The sequence below is a fragment of the Paracoccus sp. JM45 genome (assembly GCF_003590715.1).
In the GTDB taxonomy this organism is placed as follows: Bacteria; Pseudomonadota; Alphaproteobacteria; order Rhodobacterales; family Rhodobacteraceae; genus Paracoccus.
In genome coordinates this window covers 41,113-65,978 of the sequence record NZ_QQVY01000002.1, presented here as the reverse complement: position 1 = coordinate 65,978, position 24,866 = coordinate 41,113, and the positions used below count along the sequence as shown (strand labels likewise).

Here is a 24,866-nt window from a genome sequence, read left to right as displayed (position 1 = left end):
GGCGCATGAGCGCGATCATAGAAATCGACCATCTGTCGAAACAATACGGCAGTGGCACCAAGGCGCTGGACGATGTCAGCCTGACCATCGAGGAAGGCGAAATCATTGCCCTGCTTGGGCCGAACGGTGCTGGCAAGACGACGATGATTTCCATCATTTGCGGGTTGGTCGTGCCGACCGGCGGCACCGTGCGTGTCGGCGGACATGATATCCGCACCGACTGGCGTGCCGCGCGCAAGATGATCGGGCTGGTCCCGCAGGAAATTGCGTTGGAGCCCTTTGAAAAGGTCATCAACTGCGTCCGCTTTACCCGTCGCCTGTACGGCTTGCCCAATGACGACGCCTATATCGAACGCATCCTGCGCGCGCTGTCGCTGTGGGACAAACGCGATGCCGCCACACGCGAATTGTCGGGCGGGATGAAACGTCGCGTGCTGATCGCCAAAGCGCTGTCACATAACCCCAAGGTGCTGTTTCTGGACGAACCGACCGCAGGCGTCGATGTCGCTTTGCGCCGTGAGATGTGGGAAGTGGTCGATGATTTGCGCCGCGAAGGCGTGACCATCATCCTGACCACCCATTATCTGGAAGAGGCCGAGGAAATGGCCGATCGCGTCGGGGTCATCGCCAAGGGACAGTTGCTATTGGTCCGTCCGACCGCCGAACTGATGGGAGAATTCGGGCGCAAGACACTGACCATCGAACTGGATGCGCCCTTGGACGGGATTCCGGCGGATATGGCCGATGCGAACCTGACCCTGTCGGATGATGGCCGCAAGCTGGCCTTTGATTACGACACCAAGGCAGAACGCACCGGCATCGCCCGCCTGCTGGGCGAACTGGCCGCGCGGGACATTACCGTCCGCGATGTTTCCACCCGCCAGTCCAGCCTTGAAGAGGTGTTTATCTCGCTGGTCAATGAATCGGAGAATGCGGCATGAACATGATCAACTGGCATGGCGTCTGGTCCATCTTCCACCATGAAATGATGCGGTTTTTCCGCACGATCTGGCAATCTCTTGCCTCGCCCGTCGTGTCGACCGTGCTGTATTTCGTGGTCTTCGGCGCGGCCATCGGTGGCCGCATCCAATCGGTCGAGGGCGTGCCTTACGGTGCTTTCATCGTCCCCGGCCTGATGATGCTGACCGTGCTGCAACAGGCCGTCAGCAATGCCAGCTTCGGCATCTATTTCCCGAAGTTCAGCGGAACGATCTATGAATACCTTGTCTCACCCGTGGGGTGGGTCGAAGTGACCTTGGGCTTTGTCGGGGCCGCTGCCACCAAGGCGATCCTGATCGCGCTGGTGATCCTGCTGACCAGCTTTGCCTTTGTCGGCGTCCACATCCTGCATCCGTTCTGGATGATTGCTTTCCTGCTGCTCAGCGCGGTGGGTTTCAGTCTGTTGGGCTTTATCATCGGGCTGTGGGCGAAAAGCTTTGAACAGCTGCAGATCGTGCCGATGATGGTGATCATGCCCTTGGTGTTTCTGGGCGGTGCTTTTTATTCGGCCAGCATGCTGCCACCCTTCTGGGGGGCTGTGGCCAAGCTGAATCCGGTGCTTTACCTGATTTCGGGCTTTCGGTGGGCGTTCTTCGGTCTGGCCGATGTGCCGGTCGGGGCGTCGCTGGTCGCCGTGGGCCTGATGGTGATTGTCTGTATGGCCATCATCCGCTGGATATTTGCCACCGGCTGGCGGCTGCGGGAATAAGCCGCTCTACTTCTTTTTCTTCCTCCGCAGGCTGTCGCAAATGCGCGCCTGCGGGTCCAGCCGGACATATTCCTGTGCGCTGATGACCTGCATGTCCACTGACTTGTTCCAGCCACCGAACCAGCGTTCCCTGATGCCGTTGCGGTAATAATTCCCCATGATCTGGTCGACATAGGGCGGGATGATCTGCGTCCCCTGAATGCGCGGCGCATGGAAGCCGATGGTAGCCCCCGGACCAAGACAGGCCCGCTGCATGGTGATCAGCATGGTGCAGGCCGACCGGCAATACCCGCGAATGCGGATGTCCTTACCGCTTCTTTCCAGCTGTTGCCGCGTCTGGACCATTTCCAGCACATTACCGCCGCGATCATTGGTGACGTCAATGAAACGCCCGACATCGCGTGTTTCGGCATACCCCGCCAGTGGCGTCAGGGTCATCAAGGCAAGGGTCAGGGCGCGAAATGTCATCATGGCCCTATCTTGCGCGATGTTGCCCGAACAGGAAATCACGTTCAGGCGAGAGTGACTTAGCGGATTCGCAGCGTTGCGCTTTCGCCCGCCCCCTGATCCGAGGTGAATTTCAGCTTGTCCCCGTCTTTCGTGACCAGCTGACAGTTGTTCGGCCATGTCCGGCTGCCCCACGCAAGGCTGCGACAGAACCAGCCTTTGTCCCATGTCCATTCGCCCTGCACATCGGACCCGAACGCGCGTCCTCCGATCCTGCCATCGGGGCTGACGGCCAATGTGACGCCCATGGTGGTCAACCGGCGCTGGTTGACCAGCCGGATGAAATCATCGCGGTCGGTGATACGTTCAGCGGCGGCAACCATCGGGAAAAACAGTGTCAGGGCTGCGGCGGCAAGGCTGGGCAAGGGATATCGCATGGGGCATGACCTGTGGTGAATGGGACATATTTCCCAGATACGCGTGGTCATTGTGAAAAGTTGCAGTCGCTTTCACGCAAGCGCCGTCTTTTCGTGCGCGCACGAATCGCTTATACGCAGCCGATGCAAACAAATCCGCCCGATCTTCGCCCCGACCTTGCCCGTGCCCGTATCCCCGATGACCGTCCCGGTGATCGGCGCGACGGCCAGCCAACCATCGGCATGGTCAGCCTTGGCTGTCCCAAGGCGCTGGTCGACAGCGAACGTATCCTGACACGCCTGCGGGCCGAAGGTTACGCCATCAGCGCCGATTATCAGGGCGCGGATGCGGTCATCGTGAACACCTGCGGATTTCTGGACAGCGCCAAGGCCGAAAGCCTTGATGCCATCGGCGAGGCGCTGACCGAAAACGGTCGCGTCATCGTCACCGGCTGTCTGGGGGCCGAACCCGAATATATCACCGGCGCGCACCCCAAGGTGTTGGCCGTGACAGGTCCGCATCAATACGAGCTGGTGCTGGATGCCGTCCACAAGGCCGTGCCGCCGTCGCCCGATCCCTTCATCGATCTGCTGCCGGCCAGCGGGGTCAGCCTGACGCCGCGGCACTACAGCTATCTGAAGATTTCTGAGGGCTGCAATCACAAGTGCAAGTTCTGCATCATCCCCGACATGCGTGGCCGTCTGGTCAGCCGCCCCGCCCATGCCATCGTGCGCGAGGCTGAAAAGCTGGTGCAGGCGGGCGTCAAGGAACTGCTGGTCATCTCTCAGGATACCAGCGCCTATGGGTTGGACCGCAAACATGAAACCGAACGCGGACATAGGGCACATATTACCGATCTGGCGCGCGATCTGGGGTCGCTTGGGGCATGGGTGCGGATGCATTACGTCTATCCCTATCCGCATGTGCGCGACATGATCCCGCTGATGGCGGACGGTCTGGTGCTGCCCTATCTGGACATTCCGTTCCAGCACGCCCATCCCGATGTGCTGAAACGCATGGCGCGCCCCGCTGCTGCGGCCAAAACGCTGGACGAGATCGCTGCATGGCGCAACATCTGCCCTGACATCACCCTGCGGTCGACCTTCATCGTCGGTTATCCCGGCGAAACTGAGGCTGAATTCCAGACCCTGCTGGACTGGCTGGACGAGGCGCAACTGGATCGTGTCGGTGCCTTCCAATACGAAAACGTCGCGGGTGCACGGGCGAACCTGCTGCCCGACCATGTTCCGGCCGAGGTGAAACAGGAACGCTTCGAACGCTTTATGGAAAAGGCGCAGGCCATCAGTGCGGCCAAGCTGGAAGCCAAGGTCGGCACCCGGCTTAAGGTGATCGTCGATTCCGTCGACGAAGATGGTGCCACCTGCCGGACCAAGGCCGATGCCCCCGAAATCGACGGCAATCTTTTCATTAATGAAGGGTTTGACGACCTGACAGCCGGTGATATCGTCACCGTAACGGTCGATGAGGCTGGCGAATATGATTTGTGGGGGCATGTGTGAACCAATTGTCGCAGCTTGACTGGGATCCTGACGGGAAACCTCGCAAGCCACGCATAATTGGAATCGGCGCACAAAAGGCGGGCACAAGCTGGCTAAGCGAAATGCTGGCACAGCACCCGAAAATCTGGACCCCGCCGTTTAAAGAGGTCCAGTTTTTCAACCACCGCTTCGTTCCCGAACACCGCCAGTGGCTGCCGTGGCATTACCGCCGCAGCAAGGAAAATCTGGTGAACCGCTATCTTTCCAAAAACAAACCGATGCGGCCCGAACTTGTACATTACCTCGAAGATATCACATCGGGGCAGATGTTTACCGAAAACTGGTATCGCCGTATCTTTGCGCCCGCGCCCAAGGGCACACGTCCGATTGACATCACGCCCGAATATTCGACCCTGCCGGAGGCCGGTGTCGAATTTATGGCCGATTTCCTGCCGAATGCCCAATTCATCTATATCCTGCGCCATCCGGTCGATCGTGCCATTTCACAGCTGAAAATGAACCTGCGCCGCGCGGGCCGCACACCGGTCACCATCGGCGACTGGATGACCGAAATCGACGATCCGGTGCTGATGAATCGCGGTGATTACGCGGCCTATCTGCCGCGTTGGCAAAATCATTTTGGGCCGGACCGGTTGCTGGTGCTGCCCTTCGGACGGATTGCCCGCGAACCCGAAAGCCTGATCCGGCAGGTCGAAACATTCCTTGGCCTGCCTGCTGCCGACTATAAAGGCTTGCGCAGAAAGGTTTTTGCCTCACCGGATGGTGTTTCTGTCCCGGATGAGGCCCGCGCCGCTTTGCGCGACAAGCTGGAACCGCAATTCGCCTATCTGGAAGAACATCTGGATGCAGGCTTTCTGGAAGACCTTCGCTGACCTTTCACCGGCAGGCTTTTTCCCCTACATAGCCACAAACCTTTTCAGGAGATTTCGATGGCGTCCTATCAGTATGTCTATCACATGGACGGCGTGTCCAAGACCTATCCCGGCGGGAAGAAGGTCTTTGAAAACATCCGTCTGAACTTCCTTCCCGGCGTCAAGATCGGCGTCGTCGGCGTCAACGGTGCCGGTAAATCGACCCTGCTGCGCGTGATGGCGGGCTGGGACAAGGATTTCTCGGGCGAGGCATGGGCAGCCAAGGGCGCGACTGTCGGCTATCTGCCGCAGGAACCGCAGCTGGACGAAAGCCTGAATGTGCGCGGCAACGTCATGCTGGGCGTCGCGGCCAAGCAGGCCAAGCTGGAACGCTATAACGAACTGGCGATGAATTATTCCGATGAAACGGCTGACGAAATGGCCGCGCTTCAGGACCAGATCGACGCCGAGAACCTGTGGGATCTGGACAGCCAGATCGACGTCGCGATGGAGGCATTGCGCTGCCCTGCCGATGACGCCGATGTCAGCACCCTATCGGGTGGTGAACGTCGCCGCGTCGCGCTGTGCAAACTGTTGCTGGAAGCGCCCGACATGCTGCTGTTGGACGAACCGACCAACCACCTTGATGCCGAAACCATCGCATGGCTGCAAAAGCACCTGATCGAATATCCCGGCACCATCCTGACCGTCACCCACGACCGCTACTTCCTAGATGACATTACCAGCTGGATTCTGGAACTGGATCGCGGTCGCGGTATTCCTTACGAGGGAAATTATTCCGCATGGCTGGAACAGAAGGCCAAGCGTCTGGCACAGGAAGGCCGTGAAGACAAAGCCAAGCAGAAGACGCTGGAACGCGAACTTGAATGGATCCGCGCCGGTGCCAAGGCCCGTCAGGCGAAATCCAAGGCCCGTATCAACGCCTATAACGAAATGGCAGGCCAGTCCGAACGTGACAAGCTGACCCGCGCCCAGATCATTATCCCCAATGGCGAACGCCTTGGCGGCAAGGTGATCGAGGTCGAGGGCCTGAAGAAGGCCATGGGTGACAAGCTGCTGATCGAGAATCTGGACTTTGCCCTGCCCCCCGGCGGCATCGTCGGCGTTATCGGTCCCAACGGCGCGGGCAAATCGACCCTGTTCCGCATGCTGACCGGCAATGAACAGCCCGACGAAGGCACCATCACCTGGGGTGACACGGTCCAGCTGTCCTATGTCGATCAGTCGCGCGATGCGCTTGGCGATAATGCAACGGTCTGGGAAGAGATTTCCGGCGGTGCCGAGCAGATCCAGCTGGGCGATGCCCAGATGAACAGCCGCGCCTATTGCAGCGCCTTCAACTTCAAAGGCGGCGACCAGCAGAAGAAGGTCGGCCAGCTGTCGGGCGGTGAACGCAACCGTGTCCATATGGCCAAGCTGCTGAAAACCGGCGGTAACGTGCTGCTGCTGGACGAACCGACCAACGATCTGGACGTGGAAACCTTGCAGGCGCTGGAAGGCGCTTTGGAAGATTTCGCCGGTTGCGCGGTCATCATCAGCCACGACCGCTTCTTCCTTGACCGTCTGTGTACGCATATCCTTGCGTTCGAAGGCGACGCCCATGTCGAATGGTTCGAGGGCAACTTCGAAGCCTATGAGGAAGACAAGATCCGCCGCCTTGGTCCGGATGCTGTCGAACCCAAGCGTGTGAAATACAAGAAATTCACCCGTTAATGGGAAAGGGACGGTCCGTCCGGTTGTATCTGGCAGAAGGTTCCGCAACAGGAATCCTGACCGCCGAGATTATCAACTGGACGGGCCACGTCCTTGCTTCGCCCCGCACGCGGCGTTAAAGCGGGACGAGCTGTGCCGAACCGGCGTCTATCTTCTTCATGGCGACAGCTATGAAGGGGATCTTCCTTCGGTCTATGTCGGCGAAGGCGACAGCATCATGTCGCGGATCAAATCCCACGCGCAGGACCCTGACAAGGATTTCTGGGACCGCTTTGTTGCCATCACCAGCAAGGACCTGAATCTGACCAAGGCGCATGTCCGCTATATTGAACGCAAGCTAATCTCGTTGCTGCTTGCTGCAAAGAAATGCCGTGTTGTGAACAGGACCCAGCCTGATTTCGAAAGACTGCCCGAAGCTGATATTGCCGATATGGACAGTTTTCTGGATGAAATCCAGTTGATCCTGCCAGTTATTGGCGTCGATTATTTGCGCCGTCCGGTGGTAGCGCAGGTCCGCGAACCGATTTTGCCCGTCAAGGATGTTCAGTTCCGGCTGTTGCATTCCATAAAAGGCATTTAGGCAACCGCAGCCGAGGTTGACGGCGAATTCGTCATTCTGTCGGGCTCGACCGGCAGTCAGCAGGTGTCACAGTCATTCAGCGATACAGCCCGCGCGGTCAGGGATCAGGCTATGGAAAGTGGCCGGATCGTTCCCCATGGGACGCAATGCTTCAAGCTGTTGGAAGATATTGCCTTTGGCAGCCCAAGTGCCGCCGCTGTTTTTCTATTTGGCACGTCCAGAAATGGCAGAACGGATTGGACTGTTACCGGTTCGGGTGAAACCTATGCCGCATTCAAAGACGCCCAGCTAAGCTGACCATAACAAATGACCGTAAAAAAAAAGCCGCCCCAAGGGACGGCTTTTTCGCAAATTGGTGACCGCCGAAGCGGCCACCTGTTTTATCAGAAGCGGTACGACGCGCGGACCTGCACCATGTCGGTGTCCAGGTTCAGGTCGTCGATGTTTTCGACATCGTCGAAGTCCTGCTTGGTGTATTCTGCGCCAACGGTGAATTTCTCGGTGACTTTGAAGTCTGCGCCGATGCCATAGGTGACAGCGGTTTCCGAAATATCGGCGAATTCTTCGTCGGTCGAGATGTGGGCCGCGCCCAAGGTCACGTAGGGCAGGAAGCGGCCCATGTCATAACCGGCACGTGCGCGCAGACGGGTCAGGTCGGCATCGCCATCGGTGTCGTCCAGATCCAGCTTGTTATAGTCAAGTTCGCCGCCCAGAACGTATTTGCCGAAATCGTGGTTATAACCACCGTGGACACCGAAGGCGTCAAAATCGGTGTCGGCGTCGTCGCCTTCATATGCCAGGGTTGCGGTGCCCTGACCGTACTGAAGACCTGCATAGAAGCCGGTCCAATCCGAAGCGTCGACAACAACCGGCGAAACGGTGATCGGAGCAGCTTCGACGACCGGTGCGGTGTAACCGCCTGCATTGGCTGCGCCAGCTGCGATCAGGGATGCGATAACGACGGGAACGAATTTCATGATTGTCTCCAAACTCTGGTTGTGAGGCTGATCTATTCCTGCCGCTGGCCGGTTTGAAGACTTTCGAAAATACGTCCATTTGGATGCGTGTCGTTCCCGCAACCAAGAATTTGTGATTCCTGCGTGATCGTCAAAAAGGTTTACGCCGATTTGCGGATGTGCGTGGCTGTCGTTCGTGTCGCAAAACCCCGTTTCGGGTTTATGGGTTTCCCCGTGTATATTGGATGGATCGGCCGGATTTCCTTGGAAATCGCATGATGCCAAACTGTGGGGGTGGTCTGTATAAATGAACCCAAACGGCCTGTTTAAAAACCTCACGCGGTCGGGAAAGCGGTTGATAAGGCCTGATTTATTGTAATGAAACCTGTGTTTTTCCGCGGACCGGTTTCAGAAAGCTGCATCGGGTGACTTGCACAATCCGCAGAATGAGAGAAGCGCCCGCGGCATTTTGCCCCGTTCCAGAGTCGCGCCGCCTTACCGTGCTTTTCCCAGAAAACCCGGCGGGCGTTTGCTGACCCAGTCAAAGAACCGGCCCAGTTCGGGATGGGCCCGCAAAGCCTCGACCGTGTGGAAGTTGCGGGCCAGTTCGCTTTCTTTCAGTACTCTATGGATGGTCTTATGGCAGATGTGGTGCAGCAGGACGGTTTCGGTGTTCCGACCACCTTTTGCTTTGGGGATCAGATGGTGCCGGCTTTGTTCGACATCTGCCGGAATGGGCCGGTCGCACAGCGGGCAAATCGGGTCCGGACCGTTATCCTCTGACGCCAACGTGACATCGTCTATCAAATGGCGCTGTTTACGCATGTATCGACCTTGAGTTAGCTGAAGGGGTTATATGATCCCGCACGCCGCGAAAGGACAACCCATGCTGACCCGTCGTTTCATATTGGCCAGCGCAGGTGCGACTGCCGCGCTTGGTGCCATGCCCGCAATCGCCGCCGAACGTGAAAACCCCATGCCCGAGGAATTGCGCAAAGCCCTGGAGCGTGATCCGACCGCACCCGTTCTGGGCAACGGCAATGGCAATATCACCCTGTCCGAGTTCTTTGACTATAACTGTGAATATTGCCGAAAAATGGTGCCGCTGATGTCACAGCTGGTCCGCGAGGACCCGCAGCTTCGGCTGGTCCACCGTGAATGGCCGGTGTTCGGTGCGGATTCCGAATTCGCGACCCAAGCATCGCTGGCCTCGTTAAAGCAGGGCAAATACTGGCGGTTCCACGCAGCCTTGCTGACCATGGAAGGCCGTGCCGAAGAAGCCAGCGTCATGCGTATCGCCCGAGAGGTCGGTCTGGACGAGGCCAGGCTGCGTCAGGATATGCAGGACGAAAGCGTCGAGCGTCATATCACCACCAGTTTTCTTCTGGGCGACCATATGGGCCTGCGCGGCACCCCCAGCTTTATCTGCGGGGATGAGGTCGCTTTTGGTGCCATGGATATTCAGGATCTGCGTGATCTGGTTGCGCGCGGGCGCGAAACGCTGGGTGTCGCTTAACGCGCACCCCATGATGCGTCCTGCATTTCACGCAGGCGGCTGGCGGTCCGTTCGAATTCGAAACTGCCTTCGCCTTCGTTATACAGTTGTTCGGGCTGGTCGGCAGCACTGGCGATCAGCCTGACCTTCGCCTCGTAAAGGGCGTCGATCAGGGTCACAAAGCGCTTGGCCTCGTTATAGTTCGATCCCGACAGGCGCGGCACGCGGTCGATCAGCAGCACATCGACTGCGCGGGCGACTGCCAGATAATCGGCAGGTCCCAGCGGCTTGTCGCAAAGATCCCAGAAGCCCGCCCGTCCGACGCGGTTGGCATAGGCGGGCAATTCGACCTGACGGCCCTTCACCTCGATCTGCAGCGGTTTGCGGGGCGCATTATCGGTCAGATCGGCCCAGATACCATCCAGCGCCTGCGCGGCCTGCGTATTGGCAGGGCAGAACCAGACCTGCCCACCGGCACTGCGGTTCTGGCGGTAATCGGTTTCGCTGTCCAGACAGATGACCTGCATGCGTTCGCGGATCAGATCGATGAAGGGCAGGAACAATTGGCGGTTCAAGCCGTGCTTATACAGATCCTCGGGGATGCGGTTAGAGGTGGTAACCATGACTACGCCCTGTTCGAACAGCACCTGAAACAGCCGCCCCACAATCATCGCATCGGCAATATCGGTGATCTGCATTTCATCGAAACACAACAGCCTAACTTGTGACGCGACCTGCATCGCCACGGGACGGACAGTGTCCTGTTCACCTCGCTTTCGCGCCTCGTTCAGTCCAACCTGGATTTCCTGCATGAATTCGTGGAAATGCACGCGGCGGTGGGGGATGTCGCCAGCGGCTTCGGCCATCAGGTCCATCAGCATGGATTTTCCACGCCCGACGCCGCCCCACAGATACAACCCCTTGACCGCAGCCGCAGGGGCCGCATTGCCGCCACCCAGCAGCGCGCGCCATCCCGACCGCTTGGGTGCCGTTGCGGGGGCTGCCTCCATTTCGGACAGCACGCGATCCATATGTGGCAGAACGGTTTCCTGCGCAGGATCGGGGCGCAGGGCACCCTCGGTCACGCGCTGGCGGTAAAGATCGCTGACCTTGCCCATTCTTGCCCCCTGTTTGACGGTCAAAGACCTGCCACAGGGGCAATGCTGCCTGCAAGGGGCCATCGCGCTTGACCGATCGGCAAGGGCAATGCAAACCCGTGCAAACCCCGATAATATTCAGGTGCCCATGACCCGTCCCGATACCCTTGCCGGCTTGCCCGTTCTGTTCGTCATGGCGGCCCCGGCCGAATACGGTCCCGCGCTGAAGGCCCGCATCACCCCGCTGATGACCGGCATCGGACCAATCGAGGCTGCGACCCAACTGACATTCGCCTTGGCGCAAATGGCCGAAAAGCCGCGTCTGGTTGTCTCGCTGGGGTCGGCGGGTTCGGCGCGGCTGGCGCAGACGCAGGTCTATCAGGTGGGGGCGGTGGCGTACCGCGATATGGATGCATCGGCTTTGGGTGTCGAAAAGGGGCGCACGCCGCTGCTGGATCTGCCTGCGGTCATCGACCTGCCGCACCGCATTCCCGATCTGCCTGTCGCCAGCCTTTCCACGGGCGGCAGCATCGTCAGTGGTGCCGCCTATGACAGCATCGCGCAGGATATGGTCGATATGGAGACATTTGCCCTGCTGCGCGTCACGCAGCATTTCGATCTGCCGTTGATCGGACTGCGCGGGATTTCGGACGGAGCCGAGGATTTGCGCGGCATGTCCGACTGGACGCAATATCTGGATGTGATCGACGGCAAGCTGGCGCAGGCAGTCGATGCACTGGAAGAGGCACTGGCCAGCGGCGCAATCAGGCTGTGACAGACGGCCCGCTTGTTCTTGGGCGGGGCAGGGCCTACACCAAACCCGCGAAAAACAAGCAGGAACAGTCAATGAGACGCGGCGCAAGCACTCGGGAAGATCGTCCTAGCAGCAAGAAGGTCGGGGCGCTTGGCGCGCTGTGGCCTTTCGTGCGGCCCTATCGGTTGCAGGTGGTGCTGGCGCTGGTGGCGCTGGCGGGGACATCGCTGATCAGTCTGGTCCTGCCTTTGGCCGTGCGCCGTGTGGTCGATAATTTCGACGACGGGGCAGGGCTGCTGGATGAATATTTCGGCGCGGCACTGGTGATCGTCAGCCTATTGGCCATCGGGACGGCGGCGCGATATTTCTTTGTGACGCGGCTTGGCGAACGCGTCGTGGCCGATATCCGCAAGGCCGTCTATGGCCGTGTCATCACTTTGTCGCCTGCATTTTTCGAACGCGTCATGACGGGCGAGATTTTGTCCCGCATCACCACCGACACCACGCTGATCCAATCGGTGGTCGGATCGTCACTGTCGATTGCGCTGCGTAATATGCTGATCCTTGGCGGCGGCATGGCGATGCTTGCGTGGACCTCGCTTAAGCTGACGGGGCTGGTTTTGCTGCTGGTGCCTGCAATCCTTGTTCCGATCATCGTGCTGGGCCGACGACTGCGCGTGCTGTCACGGGCCAATCAGGACTGGATTGCGGTGTCGTCGGGGGCCGCTTCGGAAACGCTGTTGGCTGCACAAACCGTGCAGGCCTATACGCATGAAGCCCGCAGCATTGCACGCTTTGACGATGTGACCGAACAAAGTTTCGATATCGCGCTGACCCGTATCCGCACCCGCGCTGTTATGACCGCCATCGTGATTTTCCTGATCTTTGCAGGTGTGATCGGTGTTTTGTGGATCGGCGCGCGCGACGTGCGTGAAGGCATTATGACAGCGGGCCAGCTGGTGCAATTCGTGATCTATGCGATCCTTGTGGCCGGTTCGACGGGGGCGCTTTCGGAAATCTGGGGTGAATTGCAACGCGCCGCCGGCGCGACCGAGCGTTTGGGTGAATTGCTGGCCGCCCATGACGCCCTGCAAGACCCTGCCCATCCCACCGCCATCCCGCAGCCTCTGCGTGGCCAGATCGCATTCGAAGGCGTCAGTTTCCGCTTTCCGACACGCCCTGATGCACCCGCGCTGGACGGGATCGATTTGACCATCCAGCCCGGGGAAACGGTGGCGCTTGTCGGTCCCTCGGGGGCGGGAAAAACCACCGTGATCCAGCTGATCCAGCGTTTCTGGGACCCGCAGGCAGGGCGGGTTACGCTGGACGGTATCGATCTGCGCGACATGGCACGCACCGATTTCCGCGCGCAGATGGCGCTGGTGCCGCAAGATCCGGTTATCTTCGCCGCCTCGGCCGCCGAGAATATCCGCCTTGGCAAGCCCGAGGCCAGCGATGCACAGGTGCAGGCCGCCGCACAGGCAGCCCACGCCCATGATTTTATCGCGGCTTTGCCGGACGGTTATGACACTGCTTTGGGTGAACGCGGGGTCATGCTGTCGGGCGGCCAACGCCAGCGTATCGCCATTGCCCGCGCCATTCTGCGCGACGCCCCCGTCCTGCTGCTGGACGAGGCGACAAGTGCGCTGGATGCGGAATCGGAATCGCTTGTCCAGACTGCCGTAAACCGTCTGGCCGAAGGGCGGACGACCATCGTCGTCGCGCACCGTCTGGCAACCGTGAAAAAAGCCGACCGTATTGTTGTGCTGGATCAGGGACGCATCGTTGCCCAAGGCACGCATGACGATCTGGTCGCTCAGGGTGGGCTTTACGCGCGCCTTGCACGGATGCAGTTCACCGATGGCCCGCAGGCCACCGACGCGGCCTGAAACCTATTGTTCGGCGGCATAAACGGCAGCCCAATACTGGGTTTTGCCGTCCGCGCCGACGGCATGGCCGATGCCGAATTCATTCACCTGCGGCAGCATGATGTTGTCCAGATGCCCTTTCGACCCGCGCCATTCGCGTAACACCCGCTGGCGGTCGAACGGACCTGCCGCAATGTTTTCCGCGCTGATCCGTGGCGAATATCCCAATGCCTTGACGCGTTGGCTTGGCCCCGTCGTCCGAGAGCCTTTGTGCGTCATCCGTCCCCGCTTGGCCATGTCACAGGCATGACGCGATGCCGCCTTTGCCAGCAGCATACTGGCCCGCAGCGGCGGCAGCCCTGCCTGACTGCGTACGGCATTCGTTGTCGCAGCACTTTGGCGGTTTGCCTGCGGCGTCGTGGCGATACAGGTGACATCGCCGGTCTCGACTGATGTTTCCACGGTGACGGCATGGGGATCTGGCGCCCCCGTAGTTGTCGTCGTCGCGCATCCTGCAATTAGCAATGCGACAACTGGTAACGAAATGCATGGGTTAAGCATCTGCATCGGCAAGGATGTCCTTTTTGACCAAACCTATCCTGTCCAACCTTATAACAACTCTAAGTTGTATAAAGCCCTTCGGATGCTTTTTTTCCATTCTGTTGGCATCCGCAAGGGCGCAACGGCGTTGTGAAGGCAATGTGAATGCTGGAAAATATGAGTGGAGAGGTTCAAAATGGCACTGTGGGAATTCGTAAAAGACGCCGGAAAATCCGTATTCGGTAAGGCCGAGGCGGCAACGCCTGCTGTCCCGAAAGCCGCGGCCTCCGAAGGTGCGGCCCCTGAAACCGCGCAAAGCGTACCCAGTGATACGGACCGCAAGGTCGCAGCACTCAAGGACGAACTGAAGGCGCTGGATATGGACGGCAGCGATGTCCATCTGCGTTTGCGCGGCGATACGGTGGTTCTGGAAACCAAAGAGGCCACCCGCGAACAGATGGAAAAGCTGATTCTGGCCGTGGGCAATATCGAAGGCATCGCCAATGTCGAAGCTGATCTGCCCGATGCCGCCACCCCGCCGGTCTTCCATACCGTTGATAAAGGTGAAACCCTGTCAGGCATTGCCAAACAGCGTCTGGGCGATCCGAACAAATATCATGCCATCTTCGAGGCGAACCGCCCGATGCTGTCGGACCCCGACAAAATCTATCCGGGTCAGGTCCTTCGCATTCCGGCCGATGCCTGATAATCGTCCTGCATGACGAACGCCGCGTTCCAGTCTATGGTGACGCGGCGTTTTTACGCAGTCTGGGGGATCGGGGTCTTGCCCGTCATGGCCTGATCGGACCATCCTGCGTTCAGGGAGGGGCCGCATTTGCCGGCCCGTGAAGGAGGGACTGATGGGCAAATTCGGCAGCTATGAGGATCGCGACAGGGTCGAAGGTCAGGGTCAATACGAAGCCCGCGATCTGCCTGTTACGATTTACGATTTTGTCGCAGCGACAGCCAAGCGGTTCCCGCAGCGGCCCGCGCTTTCGTTCCAGCTGCTGTCCGGCCCCCGTGATCCGGCGACGACCCTGACGTGGAAAAAACTGCTGGAACGGGTGACCGAAACCGCCAACCTGTTCCGAAATCTTGGTGTCGGCCCGAATGACACCGTTGCCTATCTGCTGCCCAATTCGGTCGAAACCCCCATCGTGCTGCTGGCCGGTGCAACGGCGGGCATCGTCAACCCGATCAATCCGCTGCTGGACGCGAACCAGATTGCAGGCATCCTGCGCGAAACGGGTGCCAAGGTGCTGGTGACGCTGAAACCTTTCCCGAAAACCGATGTTGCCCAGAAAGCGGCTGAAGCTGTAGCGAATGCCCCCGATGTAACGCATATCGTCGAAATTGACCTGAACCGCCATTTGCGAGGGATCAAACGCTATATCGTGCCGTTTATCCGGCCCAAGGTGAAAACCAAACACCACGCCAAGGTCATTGATTTCGAAGCCTCGGCCAGCGGGCATAACCACAACCGGCTGGAATTCGATCTGCCGCAGACGGACCGCGTGGCGGCCTATTTCCACACGGGCGGCACAACTGGAACGCCGAAGGTCGCGCAGCATAAATATTCCGGCATGATCTATAACGGTTGGCTTGGCAGTACATTGCTGTTCGACCAAACCGATGTGCTGATGTGCCCGCTGCCGATGTTCCATGTCTTTGCGGCCTATCCGGTGTTGATGTCCTGCATCGCGTCCGGGGCGCATCTGGTGATGCCGACACCTGCCGGTTATCGCGGCGATGGTGTCTTCGACAATTTCTGGAAGCTGATCGAACGCTGGCAGGCGACATTCCTGATTACCGTGCCAACGGCAATTTCGGCACTGATGCAGCGCCCTGTGGATGCGGATGTTACCTCGCTTAAAACGGCAATTTCGGGTTCGGCGCCGCTGCCGATCGAATTGTACAACCGCTTCAAATCCGCAACGGGGGTCGAGATTGCCGAAGGCTATGGCCTGACCGAGGCAACCTGCCTTGTCAGCTGTAACCCCGTAGACGGGTTGAAAAAGGTCGGGTCGGTCGGGATTCCGCTGCCCTACACAGATGTCAAAATCCTGCATCATGACGAACATGGCGTCGCACATGACTGCGGCATCGATACCGTGGGCGAAATTTGCGTTTCCAACCCCGGTGTCTTCCCCGGATCAACCTATACCGAGGCGGATAAGAACCATAAGCTGTTCGCCCGTGACCGCTATTTGCGGACGGGTGATCTGGGGCGGTTGGACCCTGACGGCTATCTGTGGATCACCGGCCGTGCCAAGGATCTGATCATTCGCGGCGGCCATAACATCGACCCCGCCGAGATCGAGGAAGGTCTGCTGTCCCATCCCGCCGTCGCCTTTGTGGGTGCCATCGGCCAGCCGGACAGCTTTGCGGGTGAAATTCCCTGTGCCTATGTCGAACTGACGGCAGACGGCGATGTCTCGGTCGAGGATTTGATGGTGCATGCCAAGGCACATATCAGCGAACGTGCCGCCATACCGAAGCATATTGAAATCATGCCGGAACTGCCCAAAACGGCTGTTGGTAAGATCTTCAAGCCTGACCTGCGCCGGCTGGCCATCCAGCGCGTTTATGATGCGGCTTTGGAAGGCACGGGCAGCCATGTCGTCGAGGTGCGCGAGGATAAAAAGCGCGGGCTGGTCGCCATGATGTCACGAAGCGGCAATATGGATGAGGATCAGGTCAAAAGCCGCCTTGGGCAATTCACCTGTGCATGGGATTGGGCGTAACGGCTTTAGCCGTTATCGCGCAGGATCCGCCCCGCCAGATACAGCGACCCGCAAATCAGGATGCGCGCCGACGGATCATTCGCGATAATACGCGAGATTGCTTCGGCGGCGTCATCTGCGGTCGAGGTTTCCATTCCGACCTGCAACGCCGCTTTGGCGGTGTCGGCGGCGGGCAGTGTGTTTGCCTCGTCCGGGATGTCGATGGCGGTCAGGTTGGCGGTATGGGGGGCAAGCGGGCGCAGATAGCCGGTGATGTCCTTGGTGTTCAGCATGCCGCAAACCAGATGCGTCGGACGCTGTGGCATCGCCGCCAAGGTCGCGGCAATTGCCAAGCCGCCTGCCGGGTTATGTCCGCCGTCCAGCCATATTTCTGCCTTGGGACCTGCCAGATCGATCAGGGGGCCATGCCGCAGTCGTTGCATACGGGCAGGCCATTCGGCGGTCGTGACAGCCGCGCGGGCCATATCGGCGGATGCGCCAAGCTGGCGCAGGGCGGCCAGCGCCGTGCCGGCGTTTTGGATCTGATGCGCGCCCGCCAGATTGGGCCGTGGCAGATCCCACAGCCCGTGATCATCCTGAAACACCATTCCATCGCGTTCAGGCTGGATCATCCAGTGTTGGCCATAAGCGCTGATCGGGGCAGTCAGACCTTGGGCACGCGCCTCGATCACGCGCAGGGCGTCGTTTTCCTGTGGTCCAATGATGCAAGGAATTCCGCGTTTGATGATCCCGGCTTTTTCACCGGCAATCAGCGGCAGCGTGTCGCCCAGATATTGCGTGTGATCGATGCTGACCGGCGTGATGACTGTCAGTTCGGGGGTGTCGATGACGTTTGTTGCATCCAGCCGGCCGCCCAAGCCGACCTCTAACAGGGTGTAATCGGCGGGGGTGCGCGAAAAGGCCAGAAAGGCCGCCGCCGTGGTGATTTCGAAGAAGGTAATCGGCTGGCCGTTATTCGCATCCTCGCATTCCTCCAAGGTTGCGGCCAGATGGTCTTCGGCGATCAGATCGCCTGCCAGCCGGATGCGTTCATGGAAATGCGCCAGATGCGGCGAGGTATAGGCGTGAACCTTTTTCCCGCCCGCCTGCAACCCTGCGCGGATCATTGCCTGGGTGCTGCCCTTGCCATTGGTGCCGGCAACATGGATCACGGGCGGAATTTTGCGTTCGGGGTTGCCCAAGGCCGCTAGAATTCGGTGCATCCGGTCAAGTGACAGGTCAATGACCTTGGGGTGCAACGCCATCAGGCGGGCAAGGATGGCGTCGGAATTGGTCATGGCTGTCAATGCCGGGGGCCAGCCCCCGGACCCCCGGGATATTTGGACACGAATGAAAGGTTAATCGGCCTTGATCGGGTCACCGGCCAGGACCGGAACCTCGGGCGTGGGGGCGGGCAGATCGGCGCGGGTGGGGGCAGACATGCCGCCCAGCATCCGCAGAATCGACACCAGTTCATCGCGCAGGTCTTTGCGATGGGTCACGCGGTCTAGCATGCCATGTTCCAACAGGTATTCGGCGCGCTGGAAGCCTTCGGGCAGTTTTTCACGGATGGTTTGTTCGATAACGCGGGGGCCTGCAAAGCAGATCAGCGCATTGGGTTCGGCAATATGGATATCGCCCAGCATCGCATAGCTGGCCGTCACGCCGCCCGTGGTCGGGTGGGTCAGCACGACGATATAGGGAACGCCTGCTTCTTTCAGCATTTCGACCGCGACTGTTGTGCGGGGCATCTGCATCAGCGACAGGATGCCTTCCTGCATGCGTGCGCCACCGGCGGCGGAAAACAGGACCAATGGCTTGCGGGTTTTAATTGCGCGTTCTGCGGCAGCGATGATTGCATTGCCCACATACATGCCCATCGAGCCGCCCATGAAACTGAAGTCCTGACCGACCGCGATCAGGGGCGTCCGGCCCATTTCGCCTTCGGCCACCAGCATCGCCTCTTTTTCGCCCGTCTTGCGTTGGGCGGCTTTCATCCGGTCGGGATATTTTTTCTGGTCGCGGAACTGCAGCGGATCGGTGACGGGTTCGGGGACCTTCACCTCGACGAAGGCACCACCGTCGAACATGGCCGTAAAGCGTTCACGCGGTGTGATTGCCAGATGGTGCTGGCAGTTCGTGCAGACGTTCAGATTGTCCGACAATTCCCGGTGAAACAGCATCGTTCCGCATTCGGGGCATTTGGTCCACAGATTTTCCGGCACTTCCCGACGCGAGAAGAGCGAGTTGATATGCGGGCGGACGTAATTCGTGATCCAGTTCATCGCGGACGGCCTTGGCTGTTTCAATCTTCCAAATATGCCGCGACGATGGGAATTGCAATTGCCCGGTGGCCCGCAGATGATGCGCGTTATGTGGGCGACCGTTTTCTTTGTGATGCACAGCACGCTGGCGCTGGCGATTATCGTGCGGGTTTTGCTGCGCCCGAGGATGGAGCCGTCGGCCCGTCTGGTCTGGATCATGGTGATCGAGGCGGTGCCATTGGTTGGCATCATTGCCTATCTGCTGTTCGGCGAAGTCCGCATGAACCGTGCCGAGGTCCAGCGCATGGCCGACGTCCGCGACCGGCTGACCGGCATGTGGACAAACAGCCCTGCCGAACTGAAAGAGGTTCCCGATCACGCGCGCCCCCTGATTGCGGCCAATGCCTCGGTCGGGGGGATGCCTGCACTGACGGGGAACCGCCTGCGTCTGCTGGCCGAAGGGGACCGGGCAATCGACGAAATTGTCAGCGCCATCGACCGCGCCACGGACCATGTGCATCTGTTGTTCTATATCTGGTTGCCCGATATCAGCGGCACCAAGGTCGTAGAGGCGATTATCCGTGCCGAGGGGCGGGGCGTTCAATGCCGGATCATCGTGGATGCGCTTGGGTCGCGCGGGATGGTCCGGTCGCCCTTGTGGGACCGGATGCAGCAGGCGGGGGCCGAATGCGTGACGGCCTTTCCATGGGGGCTGCCTTTTATCAGTATCCTGTTCCAGCGGCTGGATCTGCGCAATCACCGTAAGATCATCGTCATCGACAACCAGATCGCCTTTACCGGCAGCCGCAATTGCGCCGATGCTGCATTTGCCGTCAAAGCCCGATACGGGCCATGGGTGGATATTCTGGTGTCGGTTCAGGGGCCCGCCGTTCGGCAGTTGCAGGCGGTCTTTCTTGGCGACTGGATGAGCTATACAGGACGCGATCTGGGCGACATGCTGCAGCTGGTGCCGGCGGTCGATGCACCGGGCGTGGTGACGCAGGTTGTATCCACCGGTCCGGATTTGCGGGCGGGCAGTGTGTCCGATTGTCTGACAGGGATGTTGCATGCGGCGCGCGACAGTGTGGTCGTGACCACCCCTTATTTCGTGCCGGATGCCGCGCTGGATGCGGCCATCAGGGCGGCAGCGCGGCGGGGGGTGCAGGTGACGATGATCCTGCCGGCCCGTAATGACAGTCTGATCGTCGGCGCCACGGCGCAGGGGTTCTATCGCGGGTTGCTTGAAGCCGGGGTGCAGCTGATGCTGTTCGAACCGGGATTGTTGCATGCCAAGATCATGACCATCGATGGCCGCATGGCAATGATCGGCAGCGCCAATCTGGACCGCCGCAGCTTCGAGCTGAACTACGAAGTGAATATGGCCATTTTCGACAGCGGTGTGGTGGCCGAACTGGATGCACGTCAGGACAGCTATATCGCGCGATCCCACCCCATCACCCTGTCGCAGGTTCAGGATTGGAGCGTACTGCGCCGCCTGCGCAACAATCTGATGGCGCTTGCGGCCCCGCTTCTGTGACCGTTAAACGGGCAGGGCGGTGCTGTATTTTGTCTGGCGCAGCACGAAATGCGTGACTGTGCTGCGGATGATTCCCATTGACAGCATCCGGCGCATCAGGAAATGTTCCAGCCCTTCAGGGTCGGCAGCGATAATTTTCAGCTGGTAATCGAAAGTGCCGGTGATGGTCGCGCATTCCATGATCTGGTCTTCAGACTGAACGAAGCGGTCAAAGCGTGCCAGCGTCGCCGTGTTATGATCCAGCAGGGACACCTGCACATAGGCCATGGCATGCAGCCCCGCCTTGGCGGGCGCAACCAGGGCAACCTGCCGTTTGATCACCCCGTCTTCAATCAGACGGCGCAGGCGGCGCCATGCGGGCGATGTGGACAGACCTGCCGCATCGGCCAAAGCCTGTGTCGACATGGTGGCGTCATTTTGCAGCAGGCGCAGGATACGGCGGTCGGTGTCATCAATCGGGGGTATATAAAACCTGATCCGGGGGTCTGTGCGGGTAGGATATGCCTGATCTTGCCCATCCATGCCGTTATCCGGCAAGGTTTTTCGCATCGGTCCGGTAATCTGAACCTATAGGGAAGGGGAGGATGCCATGCCCAAATCAACCGAATATCAGGCCAAACATCCCGATGCGGATGGCTTTATCACCTATGACACGGATGAGGATGCCGTCTGGCGCGACCTTTATGCACAACAGCTGCCCGCAGTGCGCCAACATATGGCCGCCCCCTATCTGCGCGGGTTGCAGCTGCTGGACATGCCCACGGACCGCGTGCCGCAATGTCCCGACATTTCGGACCGGTTGGCACGGCTGACGGGGTGGCGGGTCGAACCTGTGCCTGCCTTGATCGGCTTCGGTAAGTTCTTCGGCATGCTGGCCGATAAGGCATTCCCTGCCGCCAGTTTTATCCGTGATCGCAAGCATTTCGATTATATCGAAGAACCGGATATTTTTCATGAAATCTTCGGGCATACGCCGCTGTTGACCGATCCGGCCTTTGCGGGCTTCAGTCAGGCGATCGGGCAGGCGGGGACGCAATGCGACAAGGCGGATTATGCGTGGCTGATCCGTCTTTACTGGTTATCGATCGAATTTGGATTGATGCGTCAGGATGGCCAGTTAAAGGCTTTGGGCAGCGGGCTGGCAAGTTCGGTCACCGAATTGCCTTGGGCGCTGTCAGGCCAGCCCGAATTGCGGCCATTTAATGTCATCGATATTCTGCAGACCCCTTACCGCATCGATATCCACCAGCCCGTCTATTTCGTGATAGAGGATCTGGATGATCTGTTCGCGGCAGCCCGCCGTGATCTGCTGGCCGATATCGCCTATGCCCGCCAGCTTGGGCTGCATGATCCGAAATATCCGCCGAAAGCGGCGTGAAAGGAAGACAACAATGACCACCTCTGATCTGTCCGATAAAAGCTGCCAATCCTGCGCGGGGGGCATTGCCCCTTATGATGAAGCCGCCGCCCGCGCACAGGTCGATGTGCTGACGGGGTGGGTGCTGTCGGATGATGCCACGACCATCACCCGCCGCTTCGATTTCAAGGGTTTTGCCAAGGCGGTCGAAATGGCGAATCTGGCCGCATGGCTGGGCAATAAACAGGGGCATCATCCCGATATTGCCTTTGGCTGGGGCTATTGCAGCGTCAGCTTCACCACGCATGAATCGGGCGGTCTGACCGAAAACGATCTGATCTGTGCCGCGCGCCTGAACACCTTGGTCGCCTGAAATCGGCGTGCAGGCCCAGAAGGCTTGTTCCAGTTGCCATCTGCCGCTATTCCTTTTCTTGTTAGTGTTAAGGGGTTGTGACGGATGGCGGATCGCCATGCTTTCATGCGATGGCCGACTGCTGTGCATGCAGGCATCCGCGATTGCGGCATTGGTGCAGCCCTTGTTGTTCATGGAAAATAGGGGCATCCGGCATGGCGAGTCTTGAACACAGCTGGCTTTCAGGACGCATCCGCGCACGGGCCGCGCGTCATTGGCAAAATCTGCTGGACAGGGCGCAGCGCCGTTCGGGTGCTGCTTCGGACGATATGCGCGAAGAGGCGCGGGACTTGCAGCAGATCCTGACCCGTTATCTGCATACCACCGAAATCGGCGCGCTGAACGGGCGTGATTCACTGTCGCGCATGGAATTGCCCGCAGGAACCGACTGGCGCTGGCGGCCTGAAATCCTGCGCGCCCGCAATGCGACACCCGCGCTTGTCGCACCCTCCAGCGGCCAATGGCTGTCCGACGAGGTGGCCTTGTTCCATGACTGTCCGCAGCGCGCGCTGATCCTGCGACAGCTACGCAATCACCGTGCGACCGATCTGTCCGATTATGCACTGGCATTGGAAATCATGGGGTTCGGGGGCAGTTTCCTGTCCTTTTCACTGGGGTTGCCTGCCGAAGCGCGCGAGGATCTGGGCGGCCATCATATCATCCGGCTGGAAACGACCCTGCAATCGGAACGCCCCATCACCGTCTATGCGCGGCTGAATATCCAGCAGGGTCCGAATACCGAAAAGATCTTGCGCCAGATGGGTGATCCCATTGACGGATATAACTGCAACCGCGTGATCGAATTCGATCTGGGCTATGCGGATATGTCCCAACGCTCGGTCGAAAAGGCTTGGGTCGATGTCATTTTCGAAGCCCCCTATATGAATGCCGTAACGCTGCGGGATGTTATTCTGTCCCGTCATGCCCGTGCCCAGATCTGAGGAGAAGACCATGACACAATTCGAGAATCACGGTCTGAAAGGTGGTTTGTGGCGGGGTCGGCTGTCCCATCCGCAGGGCGCACCCGCCCGCATCATTCTGGTCCAGCACGGCGAAGTAATCGCCGAAGGGCGCATGACGCCCGATGGGGATGAGGCATCGCTGGTCGAAATGGATCTGCCGCGCGAGGTTCTGACCGACGGGCTGCAAACGCTGCTGTTGCGGTCGGATGCCGGTGCCGCCGGAGAGGAAGCCGACCCCGACGGCGAGGTGCTGGCCCGTATGCCCCTGCTGGCCGGACGCCCCCTTGACGATGATCTGACAACCGAGATCACCGCCCTGCGTGCGGAAATGGAACTGGTCAAACGCGAATTGCGCCGTTTTGCATCGGGCACCACCGCCGGTTAGGGCGAAAAACCAGATACCCCTGCTTCATCTCTGCGTCATGTTTCCTTGCGAAAAGCGGGGGGCATGGCTATATCGCGGTCTTCGTGTCCGCACCCTTTGCGCTTGAAAGATAGGTTCGCCCATGACTTTGCCGCAGACGCCCCATTATTTGATCGATATGGCGAAACTGCGCGCCAATATGGAAAAGGTCGCATGGCTGCGCGAAGCATCGGGGGCCAAGGCCCTGCTGGCGCTGAAATGCTTTGCCACATGGTCGGTCTTTGATTTGATGCGCGATTACATGGATGGCACCACGTCGTCGTCCCTTTACGAACTGCATCTGGGGCACGAAAAATTCGGCAAGGAAACCCACGCCTATTCCGTGGCTTGGGCGGATCATGAAATCGACGAAGCCGTATCCTATGCCGATAAGATCATTTTCAACAGCCTGTCGCAGCTGGACCGCTTTTCGGACAAGGCTGCGGGCATTGCGACCGGCCTGCGCCTGAACCCGCGCTTTTCGACCAGCGGGTTCGATCTGGCCGACCCTGCGCGTCCGTTCAGCCGTCTTGGCGAATGGGATGTGGAACGACTGGAAACCGCGCTGGACCGCGTCAACGGCGTGATGATCCATTACAACTGTGAAAACGGCGATTTCGACCTGTTCGACCGTCAGCTGACGCGGATCGAGGATGAATTCGGGTCGGTGTTAAAGCGTCTGGACTGGGTCAGCCTTGGTGGCGGTATCCATTTCACGGGCGAAGGTTACCCGTTGCAACGCCTTGCCGACCGGTTGAAGGCGTTCCAGGACCGCTTCGGCGTTCAGGCCTTCCTTGAACCGGGCGAAGCCAGCATCACCCAAACCACGACGCTGGAGGTTAGCGTTCTGGACATCATCAACAACGGCAAGGATGTCGCCATCGTCGACAGCAGCACCGAGGCACATATGCTGGATCTGCTGATCTATCGCGAAGACGCCAAACTGCCCAAAACCGGCGATCATACCTATCAGATCGCGGGCAAGACCTGCCTTGCAGGCGATATTTTCGGCGAGGCGCGCTTTGAAAAGCCCTTGCAGATCGGGGATCGGGTCAGCATTCAGGATGCGGCCGGATATACCATGGTCAAAAAGAACTGGTTCAACGGTCTGGCGATGCCGACCATTGCGCTGAAGGAAGAAGACGGAACGATCCGCAAGGTCCGCAGCTTCTCCTATGACGATTACAAAGGCAGCCTGTCGTAAAGGCCACCCAACCTCTGCTAGCCTGTGAAAGGAAACA

At 59.3% G+C, this 24,866-nt stretch carries 27 protein-coding genes; 18 read left to right on the top strand and 9 right to left on the bottom strand.

The features are described from left to right. The first annotated feature begins 5 nt into the window (after window positions 1-5). Complete coding sequence (locus DWB67_RS04045; RefSeq protein ID WP_119806248.1) at window positions 6-941, top strand: ABC transporter ATP-binding protein; 936 nt, start codon at window positions 6-8, stop codon at window positions 939-941. A gap of 5 nt (window positions 942-946) precedes the next feature. Then, window positions 947-1,708 carry an ABC transporter permease gene (locus DWB67_RS04040; RefSeq protein WP_182911500.1) on the top strand — a complete coding sequence of 254 codons (762 nt, stop codon included), beginning with the start codon at window positions 947-949 and terminating at the stop codon, window positions 1,706-1,708. 6 nt (window positions 1,709-1,714) lie between these two features. Here DWB67_RS04040 and DWB67_RS04035 read toward each other — a convergent pair whose 3' ends face one another. Together DWB67_RS04035 and DWB67_RS04030 are read right to left on the bottom strand one after the other, a co-directional pair. Next, window positions 1,715-2,176: a hypothetical protein gene (locus DWB67_RS04035; protein WP_220475096.1), complete on the bottom strand. Its 462-nt coding sequence runs from the start codon at window positions 2,174-2,176 to the stop codon at window positions 1,715-1,717. A 59-nt stretch (window positions 2,177-2,235) separates the two neighbouring features. Beyond that, window positions 2,236-2,592, bottom strand: coding sequence for a dihydrodipicolinate reductase (locus DWB67_RS04030; protein ID WP_119806245.1), 357 nt, complete (start codon window positions 2,590-2,592; stop codon window positions 2,236-2,238). Window positions 2,593-2,715: 123 nt separating this feature from the next. On the opposite strand from DWB67_RS04030, the gene rimO reads away from it, so the two are divergent. From rimO to DWB67_RS04005, 5 genes are all read left to right on the top strand, one after another. Further along, entirely contained in the window at window positions 2,716-4,092 is a 1,377-nt protein-coding gene (rimO, locus tag DWB67_RS04025) for a 30S ribosomal protein S12 methylthiotransferase RimO (protein WP_119806519.1), read from the top strand. Window positions 4,093-4,097: 5 nt separating this feature from the next. Continuing rightward, a complete protein-coding gene (locus DWB67_RS04020) occupies window positions 4,098-4,964 on the top strand; it encodes a sulfotransferase (RefSeq protein ID WP_119806518.1) in 867 nt (288 codons plus the stop codon). Between the two features lie 57 nt (window positions 4,965-5,021). After that, complete coding sequence (ettA, locus tag DWB67_RS04015; protein WP_119806244.1) at window positions 5,022-6,677, top strand: energy-dependent translational throttle protein EttA; 1,656 nt, start codon at window positions 5,022-5,024, stop codon at window positions 6,675-6,677. Between the two features lie 217 nt (window positions 6,678-6,894). Further along, entirely contained in the window at window positions 6,895-7,257 is a 363-nt protein-coding gene (locus DWB67_RS04010) for a GIY-YIG nuclease family protein (protein ID WP_119806243.1), read from the top strand. Window positions 7,258-7,320: 63 nt separating this feature from the next. After that, entirely contained in the window at window positions 7,321-7,554 is a 234-nt protein-coding gene (locus DWB67_RS04005; RefSeq protein WP_147385907.1) for a DUF4357 domain-containing protein, read from the top strand. Between the two features lie 86 nt (window positions 7,555-7,640). Here the strand turns inward: DWB67_RS04005 and DWB67_RS04000 are convergent, their stop codons facing one another. After that, window positions 7,641-8,234: an outer membrane protein gene (locus tag DWB67_RS04000; protein ID WP_119806241.1), complete on the bottom strand. Its 594-nt coding sequence runs from the start codon at window positions 8,232-8,234 to the stop codon at window positions 7,641-7,643. A gap of 474 nt (window positions 8,235-8,708) precedes the next feature. Then, window positions 8,709-9,038 carry an HNH endonuclease gene (locus tag DWB67_RS03995; RefSeq protein WP_119806240.1) on the bottom strand — a complete coding sequence of 110 codons (330 nt, stop codon included), beginning with the start codon at window positions 9,036-9,038 and terminating at the stop codon, window positions 8,709-8,711. Between the two features lie 61 nt (window positions 9,039-9,099). Here DWB67_RS03995 and DWB67_RS03990 point away from each other — a divergent pair, with 61 nt between their 5' ends. Beyond that, window positions 9,100-9,729: a DsbA family protein gene (locus tag DWB67_RS03990; RefSeq protein WP_119806239.1), complete on the top strand. Its 630-nt coding sequence runs from the start codon at window positions 9,100-9,102 to the stop codon at window positions 9,727-9,729. Here DWB67_RS03990 and zapE read toward each other — a convergent pair. Then, window positions 9,726-10,826, bottom strand: a complete 1,101-nt coding sequence (gene zapE, locus DWB67_RS03985; RefSeq protein WP_119806238.1) for a cell division protein ZapE — start codon at window positions 10,824-10,826, stop codon at window positions 9,726-9,728. The genes DWB67_RS03990 and zapE overlap by 4 nt on opposite strands. A gap of 88 nt (window positions 10,827-10,914) precedes the next feature. On the opposite strand from zapE, the gene DWB67_RS03980 reads away from it, so the two are divergent. Together DWB67_RS03980 and DWB67_RS03975 are read left to right on the top strand one after the other, a co-directional pair. Beyond that, entirely contained in the window at window positions 10,915-11,580 is a 666-nt protein-coding gene (locus tag DWB67_RS03980; RefSeq protein ID WP_255418541.1) for a 5'-methylthioadenosine/S-adenosylhomocysteine nucleosidase, read from the top strand. A gap of 71 nt (window positions 11,581-11,651) precedes the next feature. Continuing rightward, entirely contained in the window at window positions 11,652-13,448 is a 1,797-nt protein-coding gene (locus DWB67_RS03975) for an ABC transporter transmembrane domain-containing protein (protein WP_119806237.1), read from the top strand. A gap of 3 nt (window positions 13,449-13,451) precedes the next feature. On the opposite strand, the gene DWB67_RS03970 is transcribed toward DWB67_RS03975, so the two are convergent. Further along, the gene (locus DWB67_RS03970; protein ID WP_255418540.1) at window positions 13,452-13,994 is read right to left on the bottom strand and encodes a CAP domain-containing protein; all 543 of its coding nucleotides are present in this window, start codon (window positions 13,992-13,994) and stop codon (window positions 13,452-13,454) included. Between the two features lie 169 nt (window positions 13,995-14,163). On the opposite strand from DWB67_RS03970, the gene lysM reads away from it, so the two are divergent. Next, window positions 14,164-14,673, top strand: a complete 510-nt coding sequence (gene lysM / locus DWB67_RS03965; RefSeq protein ID WP_119806236.1) for a peptidoglycan-binding protein LysM — start codon at window positions 14,164-14,166, stop codon at window positions 14,671-14,673. A gap of 154 nt (window positions 14,674-14,827) precedes the next feature. Beyond that, window positions 14,828-16,711, top strand: a complete 1,884-nt coding sequence (locus DWB67_RS03960; RefSeq protein ID WP_119806235.1) for an acyl-CoA synthetase — start codon at window positions 14,828-14,830, stop codon at window positions 16,709-16,711. A gap of 5 nt (window positions 16,712-16,716) precedes the next feature. Here DWB67_RS03960 and DWB67_RS03955 read toward each other — a convergent pair whose 3' ends face one another. Together DWB67_RS03955 and accD are read right to left on the bottom strand one after the other, a co-directional pair. Then, window positions 16,717-17,988 carry a folylpolyglutamate synthase/dihydrofolate synthase family protein gene (locus DWB67_RS03955; RefSeq protein ID WP_119806234.1) on the bottom strand — a complete coding sequence of 424 codons (1,272 nt, stop codon included), beginning with the start codon at window positions 17,986-17,988 and terminating at the stop codon, window positions 16,717-16,719. Between the two features lie 60 nt (window positions 17,989-18,048). Further along, window positions 18,049-18,975, bottom strand: a complete 927-nt coding sequence (gene accD / locus DWB67_RS03950) for an acetyl-CoA carboxylase, carboxyltransferase subunit beta (RefSeq protein WP_119806233.1) — start codon at window positions 18,973-18,975, stop codon at window positions 18,049-18,051. Between accD and cls the strand changes: the two genes are divergently transcribed. Further along, window positions 18,962-20,491: a cardiolipin synthase gene (gene cls / locus DWB67_RS03945; RefSeq protein WP_255418539.1), complete on the top strand. Its 1,530-nt coding sequence runs from the start codon at window positions 18,962-18,964 to the stop codon at window positions 20,489-20,491. The genes accD and cls overlap by 14 nt on opposite strands. Window positions 20,492-20,494: 3 nt before the next feature. On the opposite strand, the gene DWB67_RS03940 is transcribed toward cls, so the two are convergent. Further along, window positions 20,495-21,013, bottom strand: coding sequence for an Lrp/AsnC family transcriptional regulator (locus tag DWB67_RS03940; protein ID WP_119806232.1), 519 nt, complete (start codon window positions 21,011-21,013; stop codon window positions 20,495-20,497). Between the two features lie 67 nt (window positions 21,014-21,080). Here DWB67_RS03940 and DWB67_RS03935 point away from each other — a divergent pair, with 67 nt between their 5' ends. From DWB67_RS03935 to nspC, 5 genes are all read left to right on the top strand, one after another. Beyond that, window positions 21,081-21,869, top strand: a complete 789-nt coding sequence (locus tag DWB67_RS03935; RefSeq protein WP_119806231.1) for a phenylalanine 4-monooxygenase — start codon at window positions 21,081-21,083, stop codon at window positions 21,867-21,869. A gap of 13 nt (window positions 21,870-21,882) precedes the next feature. Continuing rightward, window positions 21,883-22,221 (top strand): 4a-hydroxytetrahydrobiopterin dehydratase, encoded by a 339-nt coding sequence (locus tag DWB67_RS03930; RefSeq protein WP_119806230.1) that lies wholly within the window; start codon window positions 21,883-21,885, stop codon window positions 22,219-22,221. 194 nt (window positions 22,222-22,415) lie between these two features. Further along, window positions 22,416-23,201 carry a DUF6478 family protein gene (locus DWB67_RS03925; RefSeq protein ID WP_119806229.1) on the top strand — a complete coding sequence of 262 codons (786 nt, stop codon included), beginning with the start codon at window positions 22,416-22,418 and terminating at the stop codon, window positions 23,199-23,201. Between the two features lie 10 nt (window positions 23,202-23,211). Then, a complete protein-coding gene (locus DWB67_RS03920) occupies window positions 23,212-23,607 on the top strand; it encodes a hypothetical protein (RefSeq protein ID WP_119806228.1) in 396 nt (131 codons plus the stop codon). Between the two features lie 127 nt (window positions 23,608-23,734). After that, a complete protein-coding gene (gene nspC / locus DWB67_RS03915; RefSeq protein WP_182911499.1) occupies window positions 23,735-24,829 on the top strand; it encodes a carboxynorspermidine decarboxylase in 1,095 nt (364 codons plus the stop codon). The last annotated feature ends 37 nt before the right edge of the window (window positions 24,830-24,866 follow it).

Excerpts from the sequence above, each read along its gene's own strand:
- rimO (WP_119806519.1), top strand. The coding sequence starts at position 2,716 with ATGCAAACAAATCCGCCCGATCTTCGCCCCGACCTTGCCCGTGCCCGT.
- accD (WP_119806233.1), bottom strand. The coding sequence starts at position 18,975 with ATGAACTGGATCACGAATTACGTCCGCCCGCATATCAACTCGCTCTTC.
- DWB67_RS03975 (WP_119806237.1), top strand. The coding sequence starts at position 11,652 with ATGAGACGCGGCGCAAGCACTCGGGAAGATCGTCCTAGCAGCAAGAAG.
- DWB67_RS03940 (WP_119806232.1), bottom strand. The coding sequence starts at position 21,013 with ATGGATGGGCAAGATCAGGCATATCCTACCCGCACAGACCCCCGGATC.
- DWB67_RS03990 (WP_119806239.1), top strand. The coding sequence starts at position 9,100 with ATGCTGACCCGTCGTTTCATATTGGCCAGCGCAGGTGCGACTGCCGCG.
- ettA (WP_119806244.1), top strand. The coding sequence starts at position 5,022 with ATGGCGTCCTATCAGTATGTCTATCACATGGACGGCGTGTCCAAGACC.
- DWB67_RS03980 (WP_255418541.1), top strand. The coding sequence starts at position 10,915 with ATGCAAACCCGTGCAAACCCCGATAATATTCAGGTGCCCATGACCCGT.
- DWB67_RS03970 (WP_255418540.1), bottom strand. The coding sequence starts at position 13,994 with ATGCAGATGCTTAACCCATGCATTTCGTTACCAGTTGTCGCATTGCTA.
- lysM (WP_119806236.1), top strand. The coding sequence starts at position 14,164 with ATGGCACTGTGGGAATTCGTAAAAGACGCCGGAAAATCCGTATTCGGT.
- DWB67_RS03920 (WP_119806228.1), top strand. The coding sequence starts at position 23,212 with ATGACACAATTCGAGAATCACGGTCTGAAAGGTGGTTTGTGGCGGGGT.
- DWB67_RS03995 (WP_119806240.1), bottom strand. The coding sequence starts at position 9,038 with ATGCGTAAACAGCGCCATTTGATAGACGATGTCACGTTGGCGTCAGAG.
- DWB67_RS03955 (WP_119806234.1), bottom strand. The coding sequence starts at position 17,988 with ATGACCAATTCCGACGCCATCCTTGCCCGCCTGATGGCGTTGCACCCC.
- DWB67_RS03960 (WP_119806235.1), top strand. The coding sequence starts at position 14,828 with ATGGGCAAATTCGGCAGCTATGAGGATCGCGACAGGGTCGAAGGTCAG.
- DWB67_RS04035 (WP_220475096.1), bottom strand. The coding sequence starts at position 2,176 with ATGACATTTCGCGCCCTGACCCTTGCCTTGATGACCCTGACGCCACTG.
- DWB67_RS03935 (WP_119806231.1), top strand. The coding sequence starts at position 21,081 with ATGCCCAAATCAACCGAATATCAGGCCAAACATCCCGATGCGGATGGC.
- DWB67_RS04000 (WP_119806241.1), bottom strand. The coding sequence starts at position 8,234 with ATGAAATTCGTTCCCGTCGTTATCGCATCCCTGATCGCAGCTGGCGCA.
- DWB67_RS04010 (WP_119806243.1), top strand. The coding sequence starts at position 6,895 with ATGTCGCGGATCAAATCCCACGCGCAGGACCCTGACAAGGATTTCTGG.
- DWB67_RS03925 (WP_119806229.1), top strand. The coding sequence starts at position 22,416 with ATGGCGAGTCTTGAACACAGCTGGCTTTCAGGACGCATCCGCGCACGG.
- zapE (WP_119806238.1), bottom strand. The coding sequence starts at position 10,826 with ATGGGCAAGGTCAGCGATCTTTACCGCCAGCGCGTGACCGAGGGTGCC.
- DWB67_RS03930 (WP_119806230.1), top strand. The coding sequence starts at position 21,883 with ATGACCACCTCTGATCTGTCCGATAAAAGCTGCCAATCCTGCGCGGGG.
- DWB67_RS04030 (WP_119806245.1), bottom strand. The coding sequence starts at position 2,592 with ATGCGATATCCCTTGCCCAGCCTTGCCGCCGCAGCCCTGACACTGTTT.
- DWB67_RS04045 (WP_119806248.1), top strand. The coding sequence starts at position 6 with ATGAGCGCGATCATAGAAATCGACCATCTGTCGAAACAATACGGCAGT.